Genomic DNA, 20,038 nt, shown 5'->3' with positions numbered 1-20,038 from the left:
AAGTCAGAGCGGGGTCAGCGGGAAGAACCAGGGGATGACCAGGGTGGCTACGCCCCACAGCAGCAGATTCAGGGGAATGCCAATTCTCATGAAATCGGTGAAGCGATAACCGCCGGCGTTGTAGACGAAGGTGTTGGTCTGGTAGCCGATGGGCGTGGCGAAGCTGGCACTGGCGGCGAACATCACCGCGACCACGAAGGCACGTGGGTCTACGCCCAGGTGTTGGGCCATACCAATGGCGATGGGGGTCACCAGTACGGCCACTGCGTTGTTCGACAGCACCTCGGTGAGGATCGAGGTGAACAGGTAGATGAAGCTCAGCATCAGCAGCGGTCCGGCCCAGGGCAGCCAGCCCATGACGTTCTCCACCATCAGCTTGACCAGGCCGACCTTGTCCATAGCGATGCTGATCGCCAGCATGCCGAAGATCAGGCTGAGAATCTTCCAGTCCACCGCCTTGTAGGCGTCCTCCACGTCCAGGCAGCGGGTGGCCAGGACGGTTACCGCGCCGATGATCGCCAGGCCCTCGATGGGCATCACGCCGAAGGCGGCCAGCAGCATCACCGCCAGGGTGGCACCGATGGCGATGGGCGCCTTGTCGCGGCGGAAGGCGCGTTCCTGCACGGCGTTGAGGCTGATCAGCTCGCCGTTGTCGGCGAAGCGTTTGATCTGCGCTGGCGTGCCTTCGACCAGCATCACGTCGCCGAATTGCAGTTCGAAGTCGTCGAGGTTGCCCTGCACGTTCTCGTCCTGGCGATGTACCGCGAGCACGGCGATGCCGTAGCGCGCGGTGAGGTCCAGGTCGCGCATCGGGCGATGGCTGTAGCGCGAGTTACGCCCGACTATGGCCTCGGCGAGGATCACGTCATGGCTGCTGATGGTCTCGAAGGCGTCGCCGCGGTTGAAGCTCAGGTGGCCGCTTTCGCGCAGTTCCACCACATCCTTGACCTGGCCATGCAGTACCAGACGGTCGCCGCTGGCGAGCAGGGTGTCGGCGTCCGGCTCGGTCAGCTCCTGCTCCTCACGAAACAGCTTGAGCACCTGCAGGCCGCTGCCGCCATTGAGATTGGCCTCGTGCAGGGTCTTGCCGATCATCGGCGAATCGTGCGGCACCAGCAGCTCGGTCATGAAGGTGCGCGACAGGTCCGGGCGCAGCTGACGCGACAGGGTTTCCCGCTCGGGCAGCAGGCGGTGGCCGATGGTCAGTAGATAGAGCATGCCGAAAGCGGCCATGACCAGACCCACGCCGGTGATTTCGAAGATGCCGAAGGGCGTCATGCCGGCCTTGCGTGCCACCCCGTCGACCAGAATGTTGGTCGAGGTGCCAATCATGGTCAGGGTGCCGCCAAGGATGGTGGCGTAGGATAGCGGGATCAGCAGCTTGGACGGCAAAGTACCGGCGCGGCGGGCCAGGGCAATAGCTACCGGGGTCAGAATGGCGACTACCGGCGTGTTGTTCAGGCAGGCCGATACCACCAGCGCGGTGACAGTGAGCCCTGTCAGTACACGGATCGGGCTGGTGCCGACCAGGTTGCCCAGCCAGTTGCCGAGGGCGTCGATGCAGCCGGTGCGCTCCAGGGCGGCGGAGAGTACGAACATGCAGGCGATGGTCACCGGCGCGGAGTTCGACAGCACGCTGAGCACTTCGCCCGGCGTCAGCAGTTGGCTGACCAGCAAGGCGGCCACGGCGATGGCCGCGACGATGTCCGGGCTCCACTTTTCGCGGACGAAGGCATAGAGCACCCAGATCAGCAGGGCGCCGACGAACAGCAGGGGCAGGGAGTCCCAGGGCATGAGCATCCTTAGCGTCGAATCTCGTGTGAGGTATCGGGCGCGCACCGGGGCGGCCTGGCAGGGCGCCAAGATAGTGGGCTTGTATTAGATAGTCTAAGAATGTTTGGAAAGGTTTATATGCCTTTTCGATTTAATGAATAAGGCATCCGGCTCTGCTGGCTGGCGCGTTATCACTCACCTGCGCCGGCCAGTTGGGTCGTGTGAGTGCAACCGCCGTCAGCGGTGGTGGATTTATCCTGCGCGGTCAGCGGGCGCTTGGTGCGCGTGGTGCACCCAAGGTTCAGGCGTCCACCCTCGTCTACGACGAGCAACTGATCTCCAGATGCTTGCCCCACTGTGGCGGGCGTTCGGCATAGCGCTGCATGTCCGGCTGCTCGTCGAAGGGGCGGGACAATACCGTGTGCAGCTCGCGCACCGGGGCATAGTCGCCCTGTTCGGCAGCCTCGATGGCCTGCTGAGCCAGGTAGTTGCGCAGGATGTATTTGGGGTTGACCGCGTGCATGCGCGCTTGGCGTTCGCTCTGTTGCCCACCCTCCAGCTCGCAGCGGGCCAGGTAATCGCGTCCCCAGGCGTCGAAGCCGGCGAGGTCGACGAAATCATCGCGTACGACCTTGAGCGCCTCGGCAGGGGCCTGTTCGCCGAGGCGACGGAAGAACAAGCTGTAGTCGGTGGATCTGCCCGCCTGCATCAGTTGCAGCAGGCGCTGGATCAGCGCGTCGTCATCCTCCTGGGCGCTGGTGAAACCCAGGCGTTTGCGCATCAGGTCGAGGTAGTGCGCCTGGTACAGCGGCAGAAACAGCTCCAGCGTTTCACGCAGCGCATCCACCGAGGCGAAGGGCGTCAGCGCCTGAGCCAGGGCGGCGAGGTTCCAGTGGGCGATGGGCACCTGGTTGCTGAAGCTGTAGCGCCCTGTGTCGTCGGAGTGGTTGCAGATGTGCTTGGCATCGAAATCGTCGAGAAAGGCGTAGGGGCCGTAGTCGAAGGTGATGCCGAGGATCGACATGTTGTCGGTGTTCATTACTCCGTGGCAGAAACCATAGGCCTGCCAGTGGGCGATCATCGCAGCGGTGCGTTCGATCACCTCGCGCAGCAGGGCCAGCCAGGGCTGCTCCTGCTCCAGGCAGTGGGGGAAATGGCAGGCCATGACGTGTTCACCGAGGGTTTTCAGGTGTTCGTGCTGGCGCGTGTAGTAGAAGTACTCAAAATGGCCGAAGCGCACATGACTTTGCGCCAGGCGCAGCACCATCGCCGCGCTTTCCCTTTTCTCGCGCCAGACCGGAGTGTCGGAGCCGGTGACGCACAGTGCGCGTGAGCTGGGGATGCCGAGGGCATGCAGATGTTCGCTGGCGAGAAATTCGCGGATCGACGAGCGCAGCACCGCACGACCATCGCCCATGCGCGAGTAGGGCGTCATGCCGGCACCCTTCAGGTGCAGGTCCCAGTGCTCGTCAGCGTCATTTATCACCTCTCCGAGCAGCAGGCCGCGGCCATCGCCAAGGCGCGGCGTGTAGCCGCCGAACTGGTGCCCGGAATAGACCATCGCACGTGGCTCTGCCTGTTCCCACAGCTTGTGTCCGGCGAACAGTTCGGCGAACTCGCTGCGTTGCGCTTCGGCAGGCTGCAGATCGAGCAGGGCCATGGCCGACTCGCTGACCACCACCAGACGCGGCTGCTCGATGGGCTCGGGCAAAACCTCGGTGGAGAAGGCGTCGCCGAGGCGGGCGAAGCGGTTGTCGAAGGTCAGTTGGTCGAGATTTTTCACCGGGGCTCCTGGCGCTCAGGGCGCTGCGGGCGGTTTGGGTGCTTGCTGCACGCTGGCGGCGCCGGCGGCCGCGGCCTGGGCAAGATCCTTCTGGTCGAGTTTCTGCTCGCCGTGCTGCAGGTTCTTCACGTACACCTCGACCTGGCGGAAGGCGATGTTGATGCCGTTCTTCGGGAACTCACGGTCGATGAAACGGTTGATCTCGTCGGTCGCCGGGTTGCGGTCGCCGAGGTCGCGCACATGGATGCGCAGTTCGTGGTCGAGCGTGCTCTCGCCGAAGTTGAGGAAGTAGACGATGGGCGCCGGCTCCTTGAGCACCCGCGGGTTTTCCTGCGCGGCCTGCAGCAGCAGCTTGCGCACCAAGTCGAGGTCCGAACCATAACCGACACCCACCTTGAGGGTGACGCGGGTGACCGTGTCGGTCAGCGACCAGTTGATCAGCTGACCGGTGATGAAGGTCTTGTTCGGAACGATGATTTCCTTGTGATCGAAATCGGTCATGGTGGTGGCGCGGATACGGATCTTGCTCACCGTGCCGGAGAGATTGCCGATAGTGACCACGTCACCGATGCGCACCGGGCGCTCGAACAGGATGATCAGGCCGGAAATGAAGTTGGCGAAGATCTCCTGCAGACCGAAACCCAGGCCCACCGACAGCGCCGCCACCAGCCACTGCAATTTGTCCCAGCTTACGCCAAGGGTGGACAGCGTGCTGACGATGCCGATAGCGACCAATGCATAGGTCAGCAGGGTCGTGGTGGCGTAGGCGCTGCCCTGTGCCAGGCGCATGCGCGACAGCACCAGCACTTCGAGCAGGCCCGGCAGGTTGCGCGCCAGGGCCACCGTGATGGCGACGATGATCAGCGCGCCGATCACGTCCATCAGGCTGATCGGCACCAGGGCCGCGTTATCCCCGGTGCCACTGCTGTATTCGTAGAGGTTGATGGTGTCGAGGTAGGTGAACACGCCGATCAGATCGGCCCAGACCGCGTACAGGCAGACCAGGAAACCGCCGAGCAGGGCCAGGCGGATCAGGCGCAGGGACTGCTGGTTGACCTGCTCGATATCCAGGGTCGGCTCTTCCAGCGGTGCTTCGCCGTCCAGGCTTTCCTTGCTCTGTGCCTGGCGTTTGGCCAGGGCGCGCTGGTAGGCCAGGCGCCGTGCCGCCACGCTCAGACCGCGTACCAGGGTGGCCTCGACGATCAGCAGGATGATCAGCAGGTAGAGGGTGTCGATCAGCCGGTCGGTGAGCTTGAGCGCGGTGTAGTAATAGCCGAAGGCGACCGCGCCGATCAGCGCCAGTGGCAGCAGGTTGAACAGCACGCCAAGGGCGGTGCGCAGCCCCGAAGCGTTCTCGCGCAATGGTGCGTTGAACAGCAGGTGGAACAGCAGCCAGGCCATCAGGGCGTAGCAGGTGATCACCACGACGATGCCGATCACATCGCCTGCCAGGCTCGCCGGCTGGTGCTCGGCGATGCTCACCACGGCCACCAGGGCCATCACCACCAGACCCAGACGACGTAGGTGCTGGCGGAAGAAGGTGACGTTGGCAGGCGGCCAGTGGAAGTGCAGGACGGCCACGCCATCCGGCGAAAGGATGCGGTGTAGGGTGTAGAACACCAGCCAGGCTTCCGCCATTTCGTAGAGCGCGGCGCCCAGATAGAGGTTCTGTCCGCGTGCATCGTGCAGCAGGGCATACCCGCACAAGGCGAGGAACAGGGTGACCGGCAGCGCCAGGATTATGTTGAGGCCCAGGGCCATCGGCGTGTGCAGCTGGCTGTCATGCTTGTAATGGCCGATGTCGCCATGCAGCGCGCTGAGCTTGTCGAACAGGTACTGGCGCCGCCAGAGGATCAGCGCGCAGAGCAGGATCAGCGGCAGGAACACCAGCGGACGCTCGATCAGGCCCGCACCCAGCTCGCTGATGGCCATGCCCCAGGGCATATCGGCCAGTTGCTTCTGGAATTGACGTGGCGCCGACTTCAGCCAGTCGAGATCCAGCGGCTTGTTGCTGGGAATCCAGAACATCTGCTCGTCGATGGTGGCGCGCAGGCTGCTGGCCGTGCTTTCCAGTTCCTTCTGGTTGAGCTGGAGGGTGATCGATTCGTTGAGCAGTGCGTTCAGCGAGCGGTTCAGGCGGTCGAGCAATTCACGCCGGGTCGTGAGCTGCTCGCGTAGCGCGTTGCGCAGTTCCGGGGTGACTTCTTCGCTCGGTTGGCCGCTGAGCAGGTTCTCCACATAGCGAGCGGGATCACTGATCTCTTCGCGCTGCTTGTTCAGCTCGAACTGATAGAGGCGAATGTCGGCGATCTCGTTGGCCAGCGAGCCGTCCTCGATCTTGAGTTTGGGCAGCGCCTGCTTCTGTTGGTAGAGAATCCTCGACAGCAGCAGGCTGCCCTGCAGCACGCGGATCTGCTCGTCCAGCGCCTGGTTGGCCTGGTTGAGGTTGTCCAGTTGCTGACGGGTCTGCAGGTTCTGCTCGGTCAGGGCGTTGAGGCGCTCCGTGGCGCGCAACAGATAGTCGGAAAGCTTGAGGTTGAGCGAGCTCTCCCTGGCCAGCAGACGGTCGGAACTGGCGCGCTCGGCCTCGCGTGACTGCTCGGCGACGGTCTGCTCGGATTCGGCGCGGCGTCGTTCGTTGATCAGGCCTTGCAGGGCCTGGCGCTCCTGCTCGGCGCGATTGATACGTTCTTCGAGCAGGGCGCGCTGAGCGCTGCCGAGATCCTGCAGCAGGCTGTTGCCGGACAGCTCCTGGCGGCGCAGTTGGGTTTGCGCGGCGAGCAGCGAGAGCTCGGCGTTGAGCTGATTGCGGCGCTCCTGGGTCAGTGCCTTGCCTTCGAAACGGCCGCTCTTGAGCGCGTCGTTGATCAGTTGGCTACGCGCCTGGTTCTGGCTGATCTCTGCCTGAGCACGTTCCGGCCGGGTCTGGGCGGTGATCACCAGGCTGTTGGCCTCGATGATCGCCTTGTTCCATTCGCTGATCTGGCTGGAGCGTTCGTTGAGCAACTGCTCGAGCTGGGCGAGCGAGGTGCGTGCATGGCGCGCGGAAATCTGTTGTTCGGGGCTGGATTTGAGCCTGTCCAGTTCGCGCTGGGCCTCGCTGATCAGGCGCGGAGCACTGTCGAGTTGTTTGCGTAGGTCGTTCAGGCGCTGCTCGGCGTTCTGCCGGTCCTGCAGCATGCGCAGGGTCTGCTCGAGGGTCTGCTTGAGCGCCAGCTGCTCGGCTTCCGGCAGTTTGCGGTCTGCCAGGCTGTCGAGGCTCTGCTGCACGTTTTCGATGTTTGGCGGCTCTTCGGCAAATGCCTGCGGCATGCCGAGACACAGGGCGAACAGGACGGCTGCTAGGGAAAGACGCGACAGATGCATGGTCGATTGAATACCAAAGTGGACGGTTGCGATTGAGGATACCGCGGCACAACGAAGGCGCGGGCCTGTTGGCCCGCGCGCGATGCTGATGCTAGCAGAGTCCCTGCCGGGAGTTTTGACCACCTGCTAGAAGTGCAGCCCAGGGCCCGGACGTGCGCCCTCGGGGAATCTGACGCCGACTTTGCGCACCTTGTTCCCTTCCATGGCCGCCACGGTCCAGGTCAGGCCCTGCCACTCCACCTGGTCACCGACGACCGGCTCACCGCCGATCTCGTGGGCGATGAAACGGCTCAGCGGCTGATTGCCCTCCAGCTCGTCGAGTTTCAGGCCGTAGAGCGCCGCGACGGCGCTCAGCTCGGCGTCGCCCTCCAGCACGAAATCGCCGAAGAAGCGCAGGTCCTGGCCACGCTTCGGCGCCTGGCTGAATAGCTTGCCGAGTGCCGGCAGGTCGTGCTCATGACCGATCACGCAGAGCAGGTCGCCCGCTTGCAGGCGTGTACTGCCCGAAGGGTGGAGCAGTTCACTGCCACGGAACAGCGCGGCGATGCGGGTACCGTCCGGCATGTTCAACTCGCGCAGGGCGGCGCCAATGCACCATTTTTCTGCGTCCAGGCGGTAGACGAACAATTCCCACTGGCTGGTCGGGTGTACTTCCAGGCCGGCACGCGAGATAGGTGCCGGCTCCGGCGGCACGGTAACGCGCATCAGCTTGGCGGCCAGCGGCAGGCTGGTGCCCTGCAGCAGCAGGGAGATGATCACGATGAAGAAGGCCACGTTGAAGAACAGCTGTGCATTGGGCAGGCCGGCCATCAGCGGGAATACGGCGAGGATGATCGGCACTGCGCCACGCAGGCCAACCCAGGCGATGAAGATACGCTCGCGGTCGTGGAAGGCACGAAACGGCAGCAGGCCGAGGAAGATCGACAGCGGCCGCGCGAAGAGAATCATCCACAGTGCCAGGGCCAGTGCCGGCAGGGCGATGGGCAGCAGCTCGTGCGGGGTGACCAGCAGGCCGAGGACCAGGAACATGCCGATCTGCGCCAGCCAGGTCAGGCCGTCGAGCATGTGCAGGATGCCGTGGCGCGAGCGGATCGGTCGGTTACCCAGCAACAGGCCACACAGGTAGATGGCAAGGATGCCGCTGCCACCGACTGCGGTGGTGATGGCGAAGATGATCAGGCCGCCGCTGACCACGAGCAAGGGATACAGGCCGGCGGCCAGCTCCATGCGGTTGATCAGCTTGAGCAGCAGCCAGCCACCACCCAGCCCCAGCAGGGCGCCGAGGCCGAACTGCTGCACCAACTGGATCGGCAGGTCCCAGCTGAAGCCGGTCTGGCCGCTGGCGAGCATGGCGATCAGGGTCACGGTGAGGAACACCGCCATCGGGTCGTTGCTACCCGACTCGATTTCCAGCGTGGAGCTGACCCGCTCGTTGAGGCCGCGTCCGCCGAGCAGGGAGAATACCGCCGCGGCATCGGTGGAGCCAACGATGGCGCCGATCAGCAAGCCCTCCAGCAGGGTCAGGTTGAACAGCCAGGCGGCGGCCAGGCCGGTCAGGCCCGCGGTTATCACCACCCCCAACGTCGCCAATGAGAGCGAGGGCCACAGGGCCACGCGGAAGCTGGAAACCCGGGTGCGCATACCGCCGTCGAGCAGGATCACCGCCAGCGCCAGGTTGCCTACCAGGTAGGCCAGGGGATAGTTGTCGAAGACGATGCCGCCGGGGCCATCAGTGCCGGCCAGCATGCCGACACCGAGGAAGATCACCAGAATGGGGATGCCAAAACGCGTCCCGAACGCGCTGACCAGAATACTGACCGCTACCAGCAATGCGCCGATCAAGAACAGATTATTGATGGCGCTGGCATCCAACTGCGCGTACTCCTGGCTGGGAAACGTGGGGCGCCGCTATGCATGGCGCGTGCCAGGGATTCTAACCGTAGCCTTCCTACCGCTGTCAAAAAGGTTATTACATTTTTCTAAATGGCCCCGAAGCGCCCCGCCTTTGGTCACCTCGGGGCGCTTGGCCCAACCTTAGAACCAGGCGTCCTGCATGCCCAGGCAGGTGTCGTCGCGGGCTTCGAGAATGGCCAGGTCATGGTGGCAGCTGGGTACTTCCCAGGTCAGGAAGTAACGCGCCGCCTGCAGCTTGCCGCGGTAGAAGGCCTGTTCTTCGGCATTGTCCGTGCGGGCCAGGCCCTGCTCGGCGCGAATCGCCTGTTCCAGCCAGCGCCAGCCGATCACCGTGTGGCCGAACACCTTCAGGTACAGCGCGGAGTTGGCCAGGCCCTGGTTGACCTTGCCGTTCATCAGGTCGCCGAGCAGGGCCAGGGTTACCGCCTGCAGGCGGGCCAGCAATTGCTCCAGCGGCTGACGCAGGGCAGTGAGCGATTCGTACTCGCTGGCGCGCTGGCAGCAGTCGTTGATCAGCTTGAGCAGCTGCTTGAGTGCGGCGCCGCCGTTCATCGACACCTTGCGCCCAAGCAGATCAAGCGACTGGATGCCGTGCGTACCCTCGTGGATCGGGTTGAGGCGGTTGTCGCGGTAGTACTGCTCCACCGGGTACTCGCGGGTATAGCCGTGGCCGCCGAGAATCTGGATGGCCAGCTCGTTGGCCTTGAGGCAGAACTCCGAGGGCCAGGACTTGACGATGGGCGTGAGCAGGTCGAGCAGCTCCAAGGCGTGGCTGCGCTCTTCGGCGGTTTCCAGGGTCTGGGTGTCGTCGAACAGGCGTGCGGCGTATAGGCCAAGATCGAAGGCGCCTTCGACGTAGGCCTTCTGCGTCAGCAGCATGCGCCGTACGTCGGTGTGTTCGATGATCGAGATTTGCGGGCTGGTTGGATCCTTGCCGTCCGGCTGGCGGCCTTGCGGGCGGTTGCGCGCATAGTCCAGTGAATACAGGTAGCCGGCGTAGCCGAGCATGATCGCGCCCATGCCGACGCCGATGCGCGCCTCGTTCATCATCTGGAACATGTAGGACAGGCCCGCATGCGGTTTGCCCACCAGATAGCCGACGCATTCGCCGTTGTCGCCGAAGTTCAGCGCCGTCGACGTGGTGCCGCGCCAACCCATCTTGTGGAACAGGCCGGCCAGGGTCACATCGTTGCGTGCGCCCAGGCTGCCGTCGTCGTTGACGTGGAACTTGGGCACCAGAAACAGGCTGATGCCCTTCACCCCGGGCGGTGCATCCGGCAACTTGGCCAGGACCATGTGCACGATGTTCTCGGAGATCGGCTGGTCGCCGCCAGAGATGAAGATCTTGTTGCCCTTGATGCGGTAGCTGCCGTCGGGGTGCGGCTCGGCGCGGGTTCTGATGTCCGACAGCGAGGAGCCGGCGTGCGGCTCGGTCAGCGCCATGGTGCCGAAGAAGCGGCCATCGATGATCGGCTGCAGGTAGCGGGCTTTCTGCTCCTCGCTGCCAAAGGCCTCGATCAGGTTGGCCACACCCATGGTCAGCATCGAGTAGGAGCTGGTGGCGATGTTGGCCGACTGGAAATGCGCGAAGCAGGCCTGCGACAGCAGGTTGGGCAGTTGCATGCCGCCATGCTCGAAATCGCGGGTGGCGTTGAGGAAACCCGCCTCGTGGAAGGCGCGCAGGGCCGGCTCGACCTCGGGAATCAGCACCGCGCCGCCGTCGACGTACTGCGGCTCGTGTTCGTCGTTCTTGCGGTTGTGCGGGGCGAACAGTTCTTCGGCGATACCGCGTGCGGTGCTGATCGCCGCCTCGAAGGTCTCGCGATTGTGGTCGGCGAAGCGCGGGCGCTGGGTCAGGGCTTCGGCGTCGAGTACTTCATAGAGTTCGAACGCCAGGTTGCGGGAACTGAGCAGGGTCTCGGACATGGAACGGGCCTCCAGATGATCGAGCGAGTCTAGGCAGGCGGTCGCCCGGCTGCCCAGCATCATCATTGGCCGTGATAGTCACTGGTTGGTGTATGTAGGGCGGGTGCAACCCGCCTTCTCGGTTATGGCGGGTTGCACCCGCCCTACGAGGTCATACCAGGTTGTCAGGCGAAGCCCCGTGCCAGCTTGCGCGTCAGCTCGGCTGCAGGCATGGGCCGACAACTCGCGACATTCTGCCCGGCCCACAGTGGTGAAAAGTCGCCGCTGCGCTGCGCCTCGGCCGCCGCGCGCAATGGAGCGATGGCCGCAGTGGCCAGGGGGAAGGCTGGCGCCTGCGTGCTCAGCGGCCCCAGCTCGCGCATCAGGCGATTGACGATGCCGCGCGCCGGGCGACCGCTGAACAGGTTGGTCAGCGCGGTATGGCGCGCCGCCGGGCTCTGCAGGGCCGCGCGGTGCAGGACGCTGGTCGTGGCTTCCGGGCACAGTAAATAAGCACTACCAACCTGCACGCCGGCTGCGCCAAGGGCCATGGCCGCCGCCACGCCACGGGCATCACTGATGCCGCCGGCGGCGATCACCGGTACGTCGAGGGCATCGACCAGTTGCGGCAGCAGGGCGAAGGTGCCGAGTTGGCGGCTAAGGTCGAAATCCAGAAAATGCCCGCGATGGCCGCCAGCTTCCAGTCCTTGGGCGATCACCGCATCGACGCCACGTTCCTGTAGCCACAGCGCTTCGTCCAGGGTGGTGGCGCTGGAGAGGATCTTCGCCCCGCTGCGGCGTACTCGCTCCAGCAGGTCAGGCTGCGGCAGGCCAAAGTGGAAACTGACCACAGCAGGGCGGAACTCCTCCACCAGCGCGGCCGCCTCGTCGTTGAACGGCAAGCGCCCAGGCCCGCTGGCAATGCTCGCCGGGTCCACACCCAGCTCGGCGTAGTAAGGCGCCAGGGCTTGGCGCCATGTCGCCTCGCGCGCTGCATCCGGCTCGGGTGGCATATGGCTGAAGAAGTTGAGATTGAACGGGCGCTCGGTCAGCTCGCGCATCGCCTGCAGTTCCTGGCGCAGGGCTACGGGGGTAAGCATGGCGCAGGGAATCGAGCCGAGACCGCCGGCCAGGCACACGGCGGCAGCCAGGCGGTGATCCTGCGAACCGGCCATCGGCGCCTGGATCAGGGGAAGTTCGCTGCCGAGCAGCTTTTGCAGGGGCATGGCGGGGTTCTCGCTGTCCGTGGAGGAGCAGGCAGCCTAGGCCTTGAAGGTGCAATGGAGCAAGTCACGATGCGAGTCGTCAGCGGCCTGTTAAACTGCGCGCCTGATTCGAGGACTCCCGCATGAACTATCGCCACGCCTTCCATGCCGGCAACCACGCCGATGTGTTCAAGCACCTGGTGCTGACCCGCCTGATCGCCCTACTGTCGCGCAAGGAGGCGCCCTTCGCCTACCTCGACAGCCACGCAGGACTCGGCCTTTACGACCTGCGAGGCGATCAGGCCAGCCGTACCGGCGAGTACCTGGAGGGCATCGGTCGCCTTTGGCAGGCTACGCAGTTACCGGATGCGGTGGAGGCCTACCTGGAGGTGGTGCGGGCGATGAACCTGGATGGCGAGCTGCGCTATTACCCCGGCTCGCCGGAGCTGGCGCGACTGCTCAGTCGCGAGCAGGATCGCCTGCAGCTTAACGAGAAGCATCCCGAGGACGGCCGCCTGCTCAAGGACAACATGCGCGGCGATCGCCGCGTCGCCGTGCACCTGGGGGAAGGCTGGCATGTGCCGCGGGCGCTGATGCCGACCCGCGAAAAACGCGTGCTGCTGCTGATCGATCCGCCGTTCGAGAAGGCTGATGAGCTGCAGCGCTGTGTCGAGGCCTTGAACGAAGCGCACGGACGCATGCGCCAGGCCATCGTCGCGATCTGGTACCCGATCAAAGATGAGCGGCAACTGGCGCGTTTTTATCGTGACCTGAGCAAGAGCGCCGCGCCCAAGCTACTGCGTGCCGAGCTTTACGTGCACACGCCGGACGATGCCACGCGCCTGAGTGGTTCGGGCCTGGTGATCAGCAACCCGCCATGGGGGCTGGAGGACGAACTCAAGCAACTGCTGCCCTGGCTGGCAGATGCACTTGGCCAGAGCCAGAGCGGCTGGCGCCTGGATTGGCTGATAGAGGAAGCGCCAAGCGGCAAGTCATAAGCGCGTAGCACGGATGAAATCCTGGAGCCGCGGCCCCCGATCCGCGGATTGCAGCCGGGCTACAAGGGGCTCAAGCGGGCTTGTGGTTGGGCTCGATGTGGTAGTTGAGGTTGCGCCGCGGGCTGAGGTACTCCAGCACCTCCAGCGGTAGCTGCGCGGGGCGCAGGCTGCGGGCGATGGCGAGCTTCGGCTCCTGGCCGAGATCGACGATCAGGGCTTCCTGCTTGGGAATGTCGGCGTCGTAGAGAATCAGCGTCTGCTTCAACGCCTGAGTCGGGTCCATGCCCAGCACCAGCGCATAGCGCTCATCGTCCAGTTGCACCAGGCTGCAGCGTCTTGCGCAGCAGCACAAGGGACATCTGCGCCGATGCCTGACTCGATACCTGGCTGGAAATGCTGCTCAGCTCCACGACCCGTTACCCGTGCTCAAGATTCAGGGGGTAGACATACGCCTGTTCCGCCGAGGCCGCAATAGCCGCCCGGATTCTTCGCCAGGTATTGCTGGTGATAGGTCTCGGCGTAGTAGAAGGTCGGTGCCTCGGTGATTTCAGTGGTGATGCTGCCCACTCCGGCCTTGTCCAGCTCAGCCTGGAAGCGTGCCTGGCTGGCTTTGGCGGCGCTCAGCTGCTCCTCGTCCTGGCAGTAGATCGCCGAGCGGTACTGGGTGCCCTGGTCGTTGCCCTGGCGCATGCCTTGGGTCGGGTTGTGCGCTTCCCAGAACACCTTGAGCAGCGCTTCGAAGCTGGTCTGCTGCGGATCGAACACGACCAGTACCACTTCGGTGTGTCCGGTCAGGCCCGAGCAGACCTCCTCGTAGGTGGGGTTGGGTGTGAGGCCACCGGCATAGCCGACCGCCGTGCTGAACACGCCAGGCTGTTGCCAGAAGCGCCGCTCGGCACCCCAGAAACAGCCCAGACCGAACACCGCCTGTTGCAGGCCGGCGGGGAAGGGCGCCTTGATTGGGTTGCCGTTGACGTAATGAGTGTCCGCTACTGGCATCGCCTCTGTACGGCCGGGCAAGGCCTGCTCGGCAGTCGGCAATGCATGTTTGTTTACGAGAATCTGGGAACGCAGAACCATGGCGGTCTCCTGAAAGTGAGTAGGTCGTGGACTATGCGCAGGGCGGTGTATTACGTCCGTTGGTCGGCCTGTGGCCGGCAGGGGTAGCGGCGCAGGCTGTCGATCAGTTCGCGGCCAGGAATCGGCTTGTCGAACAGGTAGCCCTGACCTACGTCGCATTGCTGGCGGCGCAGGAAACCGAGCTGGGCGCCAGTTTCGATGCCTTCTGCGACCACCTTGAGTTTGAGGTTGTGGGCCATGGCAATCACCGCTGAGGTGATCTCCATGTCGTCCTGGTTCTCGGGGATGTCCTTGATGAAGCTGCGATCGATCTTGATCACGTCGATGGGGAATTTCTTCAGGTAGCTGAGCGAGGAATAACCGGTGCCGAAGTCGTCCATGGCCAGGGTCAGGCCCAGGCTCTTGAGACGACCCAGTTGGTGGCGGGTGTCGTCGGTGGCCTCCAGCAGCAGGCTTTCGGTGAGTTCCAGTTCCAGCAGCCTGGGGTCGAGCTGTTCTTCATGCAGGATGGCGGCGATGGAGCCGACCAGATCCGGGTCGGAGAACTGTTTGGGCGACAGATTGATCGCCACCTGCAGTTGCCCCAGGCCAATGGCGGCGATCTGCTTGCTCATGCGGCAGGCCTGGCGCACCACCCACTTGCCGATGGGGATGATCAGGCCGGTTTCCTCGGCAACGCCGATGAACTGATCCGGGCGGATCATGCCCTTCTCCGGATGCTGCCAGCGCAGCAGCGCCTCCATACCCAGCAATTGCCCGCTCTTGAGGCAGAGTTTGGGTTGGTAGAAGACTTCCAGCTCGTTCTGAGTCAGCGCGCGACGCAGGTTGTTCTCGACGAACAGCTTGTAGTTGGCCTCGGCGTTCAGCGCTTCGGTGAACAACTGCATCTGATGTTTGCCGTTGGCCTTGGCTTTGTGCAGGGCGAGACCGGCGTGCTTCATCAGGGTCTGCGGGTCGTCACCGTGTTTCGGGGCGATGGCCAAGCCCACCGAGCCGGTGATGCTGATCAACTGGTTATCGACGAACAGCGGCTTGTCCAGGGTTTGCAGTACCTGATGAGCGACACGCAGGCCTGCGTCCTGATCGCAACCGTCGAGCAGGATGGCGAATTCGTTGCTGGCGAAGCGTGCCAGGGTGCCCTTGGCACCAAGACTGTTGCGCAGGCGCCGGGCCAGGGCCGAGAGCAGTTTGTCGCCGGTCTGGTGGCCGAGGCTGTCGTTGATCCGCTTGAAGTTGTCGATGTCCACCAGCAGCAGCCCGAGCGACTGAACATTGCGGGCGAAGCGCTCTTCAAGGCTGCGGATGAACGAAGGGCGATTGCCCAGATTGGTCAGGTTGTCGGTATAGGCCAGGCGTTCGATGCGCTGCTGGGCCAGCTTGGCCTCGGTAATGTCTTCGTAGATGCCGATGTAGTGGGTCAGTTCGCCATCGTCGCCATACACCTTGGAGATCGACAGATGGCCCCAGTAGGGCTCCTGATTCTTGCGCCGACTGCGGAATTCGCCTTGCCAGCTGCTGTGTTCGGCCAGGCTGGACTGTGCGTCGAACAACAGGTCGCTAAGGTTGGCCATGGCCGGTAGCTCGGACAGGCGGTGACCGCAGACCTCGTCGCTGCTGTACAGGGTGATGGCCGTGAAGCTGGGGTTGACGTACTCCACCCGGCCGTCGCGGTCGACCAGCAGAAAGGCGCTGGCGCTCTGTTCGACGGCGCGCTGGAACAGATGCAGGGCGCTGGTGGCGCTGCGTTTCTGCTGGTTGATCAGCACCTGGGCGAACTGATCGGCCAACTCGCCGGCGAAGGCGATCTCGTCGGCGTGCCAGGTGCGTAGGCCGCCGATGTGCTCCAGGCAGAGCACGCCGACCACTTCGCCTTCGATGCGTATGCTGGCGTCGAGCATCGAGCAGATATCCAGCGGCTGCAGGTAGCTGGCGGCCAGTTCGCAGGTGCGCGGATCGTGCTGGGCGTCGTGCGCGTCGATGGCGCGGCCGCTGTGCAGTGCTTGCAGGTACTGCGGGAAATTACGTGCGTTTATCGACGGTAGTTGTTCGTGGCGGTCCAGGTCGCGGCGGTACAGCGACACGGAATCCAGGTGATGACTGCCCAGCTTCCAGATGCCGGCGCGAGCGACACCGTAGACCTCGCAGGCGGCCTGGGTGATCAGTTCGGCCGCTTCCTGCTGAGGGTCGCTGGAGGTGTAGCGCTGGCGCGCCAGACGCACGATCAGCTGCTGCTGGGTACGTGAGCGGGCGAGGTGTTGCAGGTGGTCATTCTGGGTGCGCTGATATTGCTGCAGCGAGCTGCGCAGTTGCTGATTCTGCGTGTACAGCTCCTGTTCGGCAGGGGCGAACTGATCGAGGCTCTCGTCCGCTACCAGCAGATAGCCGCGCAGCAACTGGCGGTTGCGCTGTTTGAAGGGTTCGCCCATCTCCAGCAGGGTCAGAGCACCTTGCGGGGTATGTAGGGTGTAGCGCACCAGGTAATGCGGGCCTTGCAGCAGTTGCTGCTGGATGGCGTCGTGCAGGCGATAGCGCGCCTCGGGCTCCATCAGGCTGGCGTAGGGGGCATCCACCAGCGCGCAGAGATCGCTGGCGCTGATACCTAGCTGGCGTTCGCAGGCCGGGTCGAGAAACAGCAGTGCCCAGCTTGGCTCGTTCAAGCGCTCGAAACGCAGCATGCCGAGCCGCGAGGGCACTGGCAACTGCGTCACAACCTCGGCTGCCGAGCGTGCGCTGGCATCGGGATGGCTTTTCATTGGGCGGCGGGCTTCCAGTATGCTGACCAGGCGAGGCATCCGTTCTCAGTACAGGGCCGCTGCCGCCAGAGGGCGCAGCGGCACGGACGGAGACTGAGGCTCAGGCCTACTTCACTATAGCGTTCGGCAAGGGTGCATCATGCAAGCGAGACTGACAAGAAAACTGATGGCCGTGCTCCTGGGGGCGGTGCTGGCTTGCGTGCTACCCGGCATCGCCAGCGCTGACGACAAGGCGTTGCTGCAAGGCGCCGAACAGGCGGCTTATCTGGACGGGCTCAAGCGCCTTTACCTGACTGACAACGAGCGCCAGGCGCTGCTCGCACACAGCAACGCCTTGCTGGAAACCTACGCCCTGCGTGCCGGTTACCAGGTTGGCCAGGCGCAACGGGATGATCTCTTGTACCGCTTCGCGGTCGGCAATGCCGGCGAGTTGATCCTGCGTGAAGAGACCCGTGACACTCAGGGCACCGCCATCTCGGTGCGCAATCAGCGTATTGCGGTGTTCGGTATCGATCCGTTCATCCGCTACGAGTGTCCGACCGGTGGCATCCGCTGTGTGCTGTTCAATCCGGCTGATGGCAGCCCGTTGCTGAGCATCGTGCGTGATCACCAGGGCGCGGGTGAGCTGGCCAAGGCGCTGAGCTTTCTGATTCGCAACGTGCAGAAGGGCTGATTTGCCCCGCTCACAGGTTCAGCAGAAACATGGCCTTGGCCAGGAACAGAATGGCCAACATGTGCAGCAGCACGCTCAGGTGAATACGGCGCGAGCGTGGCGCGGTCATGCGGCCGTTGCGCATCAGGAAAACCACCAGCAGAAAATGCCCCAGGATGCTCAGCGCCAGGATGATTTTCAGGCTGAGCAGAATGCCGAAGCTGCTGGCCAGTGGCGCATGCAGGGCTGCGCGGTAGTGCCAGGCCAGGCCCAGGCCGGCGGCGTAAAGCACCAGTATGACCCCATGCATGACCTGCCTGGCGCGCTGGCCCAGCGCGCGTGAGAAGCCTGCCTTGGTTGCATCCGGCAGTGCCTGTGTGGCACGGCTGAGAATCATCACTTCGAAGAAGACGCCACCGATGAAGAATGCGGCTGCAGTCAGGTGGGCGAATTTGAGCAATAGATAGAGCATGAGGCGCGCACCGGATCGAGATCGATGCAACGATCATGGCGTTTGCTGCGTTCAGCGCCATGATCAGGATCAAGCCGGCCCTGATTCGTGCAGGCAAAAAGAACCCCGCCTGGATGGGCGGGGTTGAGGATGCGAGCGTGGCGTGCTCGAAACGGTTTACAGCAGGATGGTGCGGATATCGGCCAGCAGCTGCGACAGACGCTGAGTGAAGCGTGCGGCGGCGGCGCCGTTGATCACCCGGTGATCGTAGGACAGCGACAGCGGCAGCATCAGCTTGGGCTGGAAGGCCTTGCCATCCCACACCGGCTGCATGGTTGCCTTGCTGACACCGAGGATCGCCACTTCCGGCGCGTTGACGATCGGCGTGAAGCCGGTGCCGCCAATGTGGCCGAGGCTGGAGATGGTGAAGCAGGCGCCCTGCATGTCATCAGCCGAGAGCTTCTTGGTGCGCGCTTTTTCCGCCAGGGCGGCGGCTTCAGCAGCCAGTTGCAGCAGACTCTTCTGGTCGACGTTCTTGATCACCGGCACCAGCAGGCCGTCCGGCGTATCGACGGCGAAGCCGATATGCACGTACTTCTTGCGGATGATCGCCTTGCCGCTCGGCGCCAGCGAACTGTTGAAGTCCGGCAGTTCCTTGAGCAGGTGGGCGCAGGCCTTGAGCAGCAGCGGCAGCACGGTCAGCTTGACGCCGGCCTTTTCCGCCACGGCCTTTTGCGCGACGCGGAAGGCTTCCAGGTCGGTGATGTCGGCCGAATCGAACTGGGTCACGTGCGGCACGTTGAGCCAGCTGCGGTGCAGGTTGGCAGCGCCGACCTGCATCAGGCGGGTCATCGGTACTTCTTCGATTTCACCGAACTTGCTGAAGTCCACGGCCGGGATCGGCGGGATGCCGGCGCCGCCGGTAGCAGCTGCAGCAGGCGCCTGCGGTGCGGCCTTGGCCTTGTGCATCATGGCCTTGACGTAAGCCTGCACGTCTTCCTTGAGAATGCGGCCTTTCGGGCCGGTGCCGGCGATATCCGCCAGCTCCACTCCGAACTCACGCGCCAGCTGACGCACGGCAGGGCCGGCGTGCACCTTGGCGCTGCTGCGCTTGGGTGCATTGGCCGGGTCGGCAGCTGCAGCCGACAGCGAGGCGATGGCGCGTACTTCTGCGGCCACTTCCGGTGCGGCGCCTTCCGGTACGCGGTGCACTTCCTGGCTGGCTTGCGCCGGCGCAGCGGCCGGTGCAGCGCCCGCGACCTTGAGCTTGAGAATCAGGTCGCCGGTGCCGATCTCGTCATCCAGCTTGACCAGCACCTGTTCCACCACGCCGGCAGCCGGCGAGGGGATTTCCATGGAGGCCTTGTCGGACTCCAGGGTCAGCAGGCTCTGGTCGGCTTCGATGCTGTCGCCGGCCTTGACCATGATCTCGATGACCTTGCCCTTGGCGCTGGAGCCGATGTCCGGCACGCGCACGTCCTGCACGCTGCTGCCGCTCGCTGCGGCGGCCGGTGCAGGGGCTGCGGCGGGTGCGGCAGCTTGCGCCGGCGCGGCCGCCGGAGCCGAGGCCGCCGGAGCAGCTCCTTCGACTTTCAGCTTGAGGATCAGGTCGCCAGTGCCGATTTCATCATCCAGCTTGACCAGCACTTGCTCCACCACGCCGGCAGCCGGCGAGGGGATTTCCATGGAGGCCTTGTCGGACTCCAGGGTGATCAGCGACTGGTCGGCTTCGATCGTGTCGCCGGCCTTGACCATGACTTCGATGACCTTGACCTTGCCGTCGGTGCCGATATCCGGCACGTGCACGTCCTGCACGCTGCTGCCGGTGGCAGCAGCGGCGGGCGCGGCTGCCGGAGCGGCCGCTTGCGGTGCTTCGGCAGGGGCGGCTGCGGCTTTCGGCGCAGGCGCCGCTTGCGCAGCACCTTCGACTTCCAGCACCAGCAGCTCGTCGCCTTCCTTCAGGCGGTCACCGATCTTGACCTTGATTTCCTTGATCACGCCGGCCTTGGGCGAGGGCACTTCCATGGAGGCCTTGTCGGACTCCAGGGTCAGTACGCTCTGATCGGCTTCGATACGGTCGCCGACCTTGACCAGCAGTTCAATCACCTCGCCTTCACCGCCGAGGTCGGGTACGCGAATCAACTCACTCATCGCTACG

The 20,038-nt window shown here is 64.2% G+C and carries 14 protein-coding genes; 2 read left to right on the top strand and 12 right to left on the bottom strand.

All coding sequences use genetic code 11. The annotated features are described in order from the left end of the window. Positions 1-3 precede the first annotated feature (3 nt). From N5J71_RS15715 to N5J71_RS15685, 7 genes are all read right to left on the bottom strand, one after another. Positions 4-1,794 carry an SLC13 family permease gene (locus N5J71_RS15715; RefSeq protein WP_279917203.1) on the bottom strand — a complete coding sequence of 597 codons (1,791 nt, stop codon included), beginning with the start codon at positions 1,792-1,794 and terminating at the stop codon, positions 4-6. Positions 1,795-1,964: 170 nt separating this feature from the next. Beyond that, positions 1,965-2,105 carry a hypothetical protein gene (locus N5J71_RS15710; protein ID WP_169715560.1) on the bottom strand — a complete coding sequence of 47 codons (141 nt, stop codon included), beginning with the start codon at positions 2,103-2,105 and terminating at the stop codon, positions 1,965-1,967. Continuing rightward, on the bottom strand, positions 2,093-3,556 hold the full coding sequence (gene selO / locus N5J71_RS15705; RefSeq protein ID WP_279917202.1) for a protein adenylyltransferase SelO: 1,464 nt from the start codon (positions 3,554-3,556) through the stop codon (positions 2,093-2,095). The genes N5J71_RS15710 and selO overlap by 13 nt, the downstream gene beginning before the upstream one ends. Positions 3,557-3,571: 15 nt before the next feature. Continuing rightward, positions 3,572-6,922 carry a mechanosensitive channel MscK gene (gene mscK, locus N5J71_RS15700; protein ID WP_279917201.1) on the bottom strand — a complete coding sequence of 1,117 codons (3,351 nt, stop codon included), beginning with the start codon at positions 6,920-6,922 and terminating at the stop codon, positions 3,572-3,574. 126 nt (positions 6,923-7,048) lie between these two features. Continuing rightward, positions 7,049-8,794 carry a potassium/proton antiporter gene (locus tag N5J71_RS15695; RefSeq protein WP_279917200.1) on the bottom strand — a complete coding sequence of 582 codons (1,746 nt, stop codon included), beginning with the start codon at positions 8,792-8,794 and terminating at the stop codon, positions 7,049-7,051. Between the two features lie 162 nt (positions 8,795-8,956). Continuing rightward, positions 8,957-10,762, bottom strand: a complete 1,806-nt coding sequence (locus tag N5J71_RS15690) for an acyl-CoA dehydrogenase (protein WP_279917199.1) — start codon at positions 10,760-10,762, stop codon at positions 8,957-8,959. Positions 10,763-10,926: 164 nt separating this feature from the next. Beyond that, a complete protein-coding gene (locus N5J71_RS15685; RefSeq protein WP_279917198.1) occupies positions 10,927-11,967 on the bottom strand; it encodes an NAD(P)H-dependent flavin oxidoreductase in 1,041 nt (346 codons plus the stop codon). Between the two features lie 122 nt (positions 11,968-12,089). On the opposite strand from N5J71_RS15685, the gene N5J71_RS15680 reads away from it, so the two are divergent. After that, positions 12,090-12,944: a 23S rRNA (adenine(2030)-N(6))-methyltransferase RlmJ gene (locus tag N5J71_RS15680; protein ID WP_116617783.1), complete on the top strand. Its 855-nt coding sequence runs from the start codon at positions 12,090-12,092 to the stop codon at positions 12,942-12,944. 70 nt (positions 12,945-13,014) lie between these two features. On the opposite strand, the gene N5J71_RS15675 is transcribed toward N5J71_RS15680, so the two are convergent. From N5J71_RS15675 to N5J71_RS15665, 3 genes are all read right to left on the bottom strand, one after another. Then, positions 13,015-13,266, bottom strand: coding sequence for a hypothetical protein (locus N5J71_RS15675; RefSeq protein ID WP_255312144.1), 252 nt, complete (start codon positions 13,264-13,266; stop codon positions 13,015-13,017). A gap of 104 nt (positions 13,267-13,370) precedes the next feature. Continuing rightward, positions 13,371-14,024, bottom strand: a complete 654-nt coding sequence (gene msrA, locus N5J71_RS15670; protein ID WP_074855122.1) for a peptide-methionine (S)-S-oxide reductase MsrA — start codon at positions 14,022-14,024, stop codon at positions 13,371-13,373. Positions 14,025-14,074: 50 nt separating this feature from the next. Then, entirely contained in the window at positions 14,075-16,777 is a 2,703-nt protein-coding gene (locus N5J71_RS15665; protein ID WP_279917197.1) for a putative bifunctional diguanylate cyclase/phosphodiesterase, read from the bottom strand. A 166-nt stretch (positions 16,778-16,943) separates the two neighbouring features. On the opposite strand from N5J71_RS15665, the gene N5J71_RS15660 reads away from it, so the two are divergent. Beyond that, a complete protein-coding gene (locus N5J71_RS15660) occupies positions 16,944-17,450 on the top strand; it encodes a hypothetical protein (protein WP_116617784.1) in 507 nt (168 codons plus the stop codon). A gap of 10 nt (positions 17,451-17,460) precedes the next feature. On the opposite strand, the gene N5J71_RS15655 is transcribed toward N5J71_RS15660, so the two are convergent. Together N5J71_RS15655 and aceF are read right to left on the bottom strand one after the other, a co-directional pair. Beyond that, positions 17,461-17,901: a CopD family copper resistance protein gene (locus N5J71_RS15655; protein WP_104730102.1), complete on the bottom strand. Its 441-nt coding sequence runs from the start codon at positions 17,899-17,901 to the stop codon at positions 17,461-17,463. Between the two features lie 156 nt (positions 17,902-18,057). Then, positions 18,058-20,031 carry a dihydrolipoyllysine-residue acetyltransferase gene (gene aceF, locus N5J71_RS15650; RefSeq protein ID WP_279917196.1) on the bottom strand — a complete coding sequence of 658 codons (1,974 nt, stop codon included), beginning with the start codon at positions 20,029-20,031 and terminating at the stop codon, positions 18,058-18,060. Between the last annotated feature and the right edge of the window lie 7 nt (positions 20,032-20,038).

Origin of the sequence: Ectopseudomonas oleovorans (assembly GCF_029845265.1) — a bacterium.
Lineage (GTDB): Bacteria > Pseudomonadota > Gammaproteobacteria > Pseudomonadales > Pseudomonadaceae > Aquipseudomonas > Aquipseudomonas oleovorans.
Note: the sequence above shows the minus strand (reverse complement) of the source record. Positions and strands in the feature narration are given on the sequence as shown.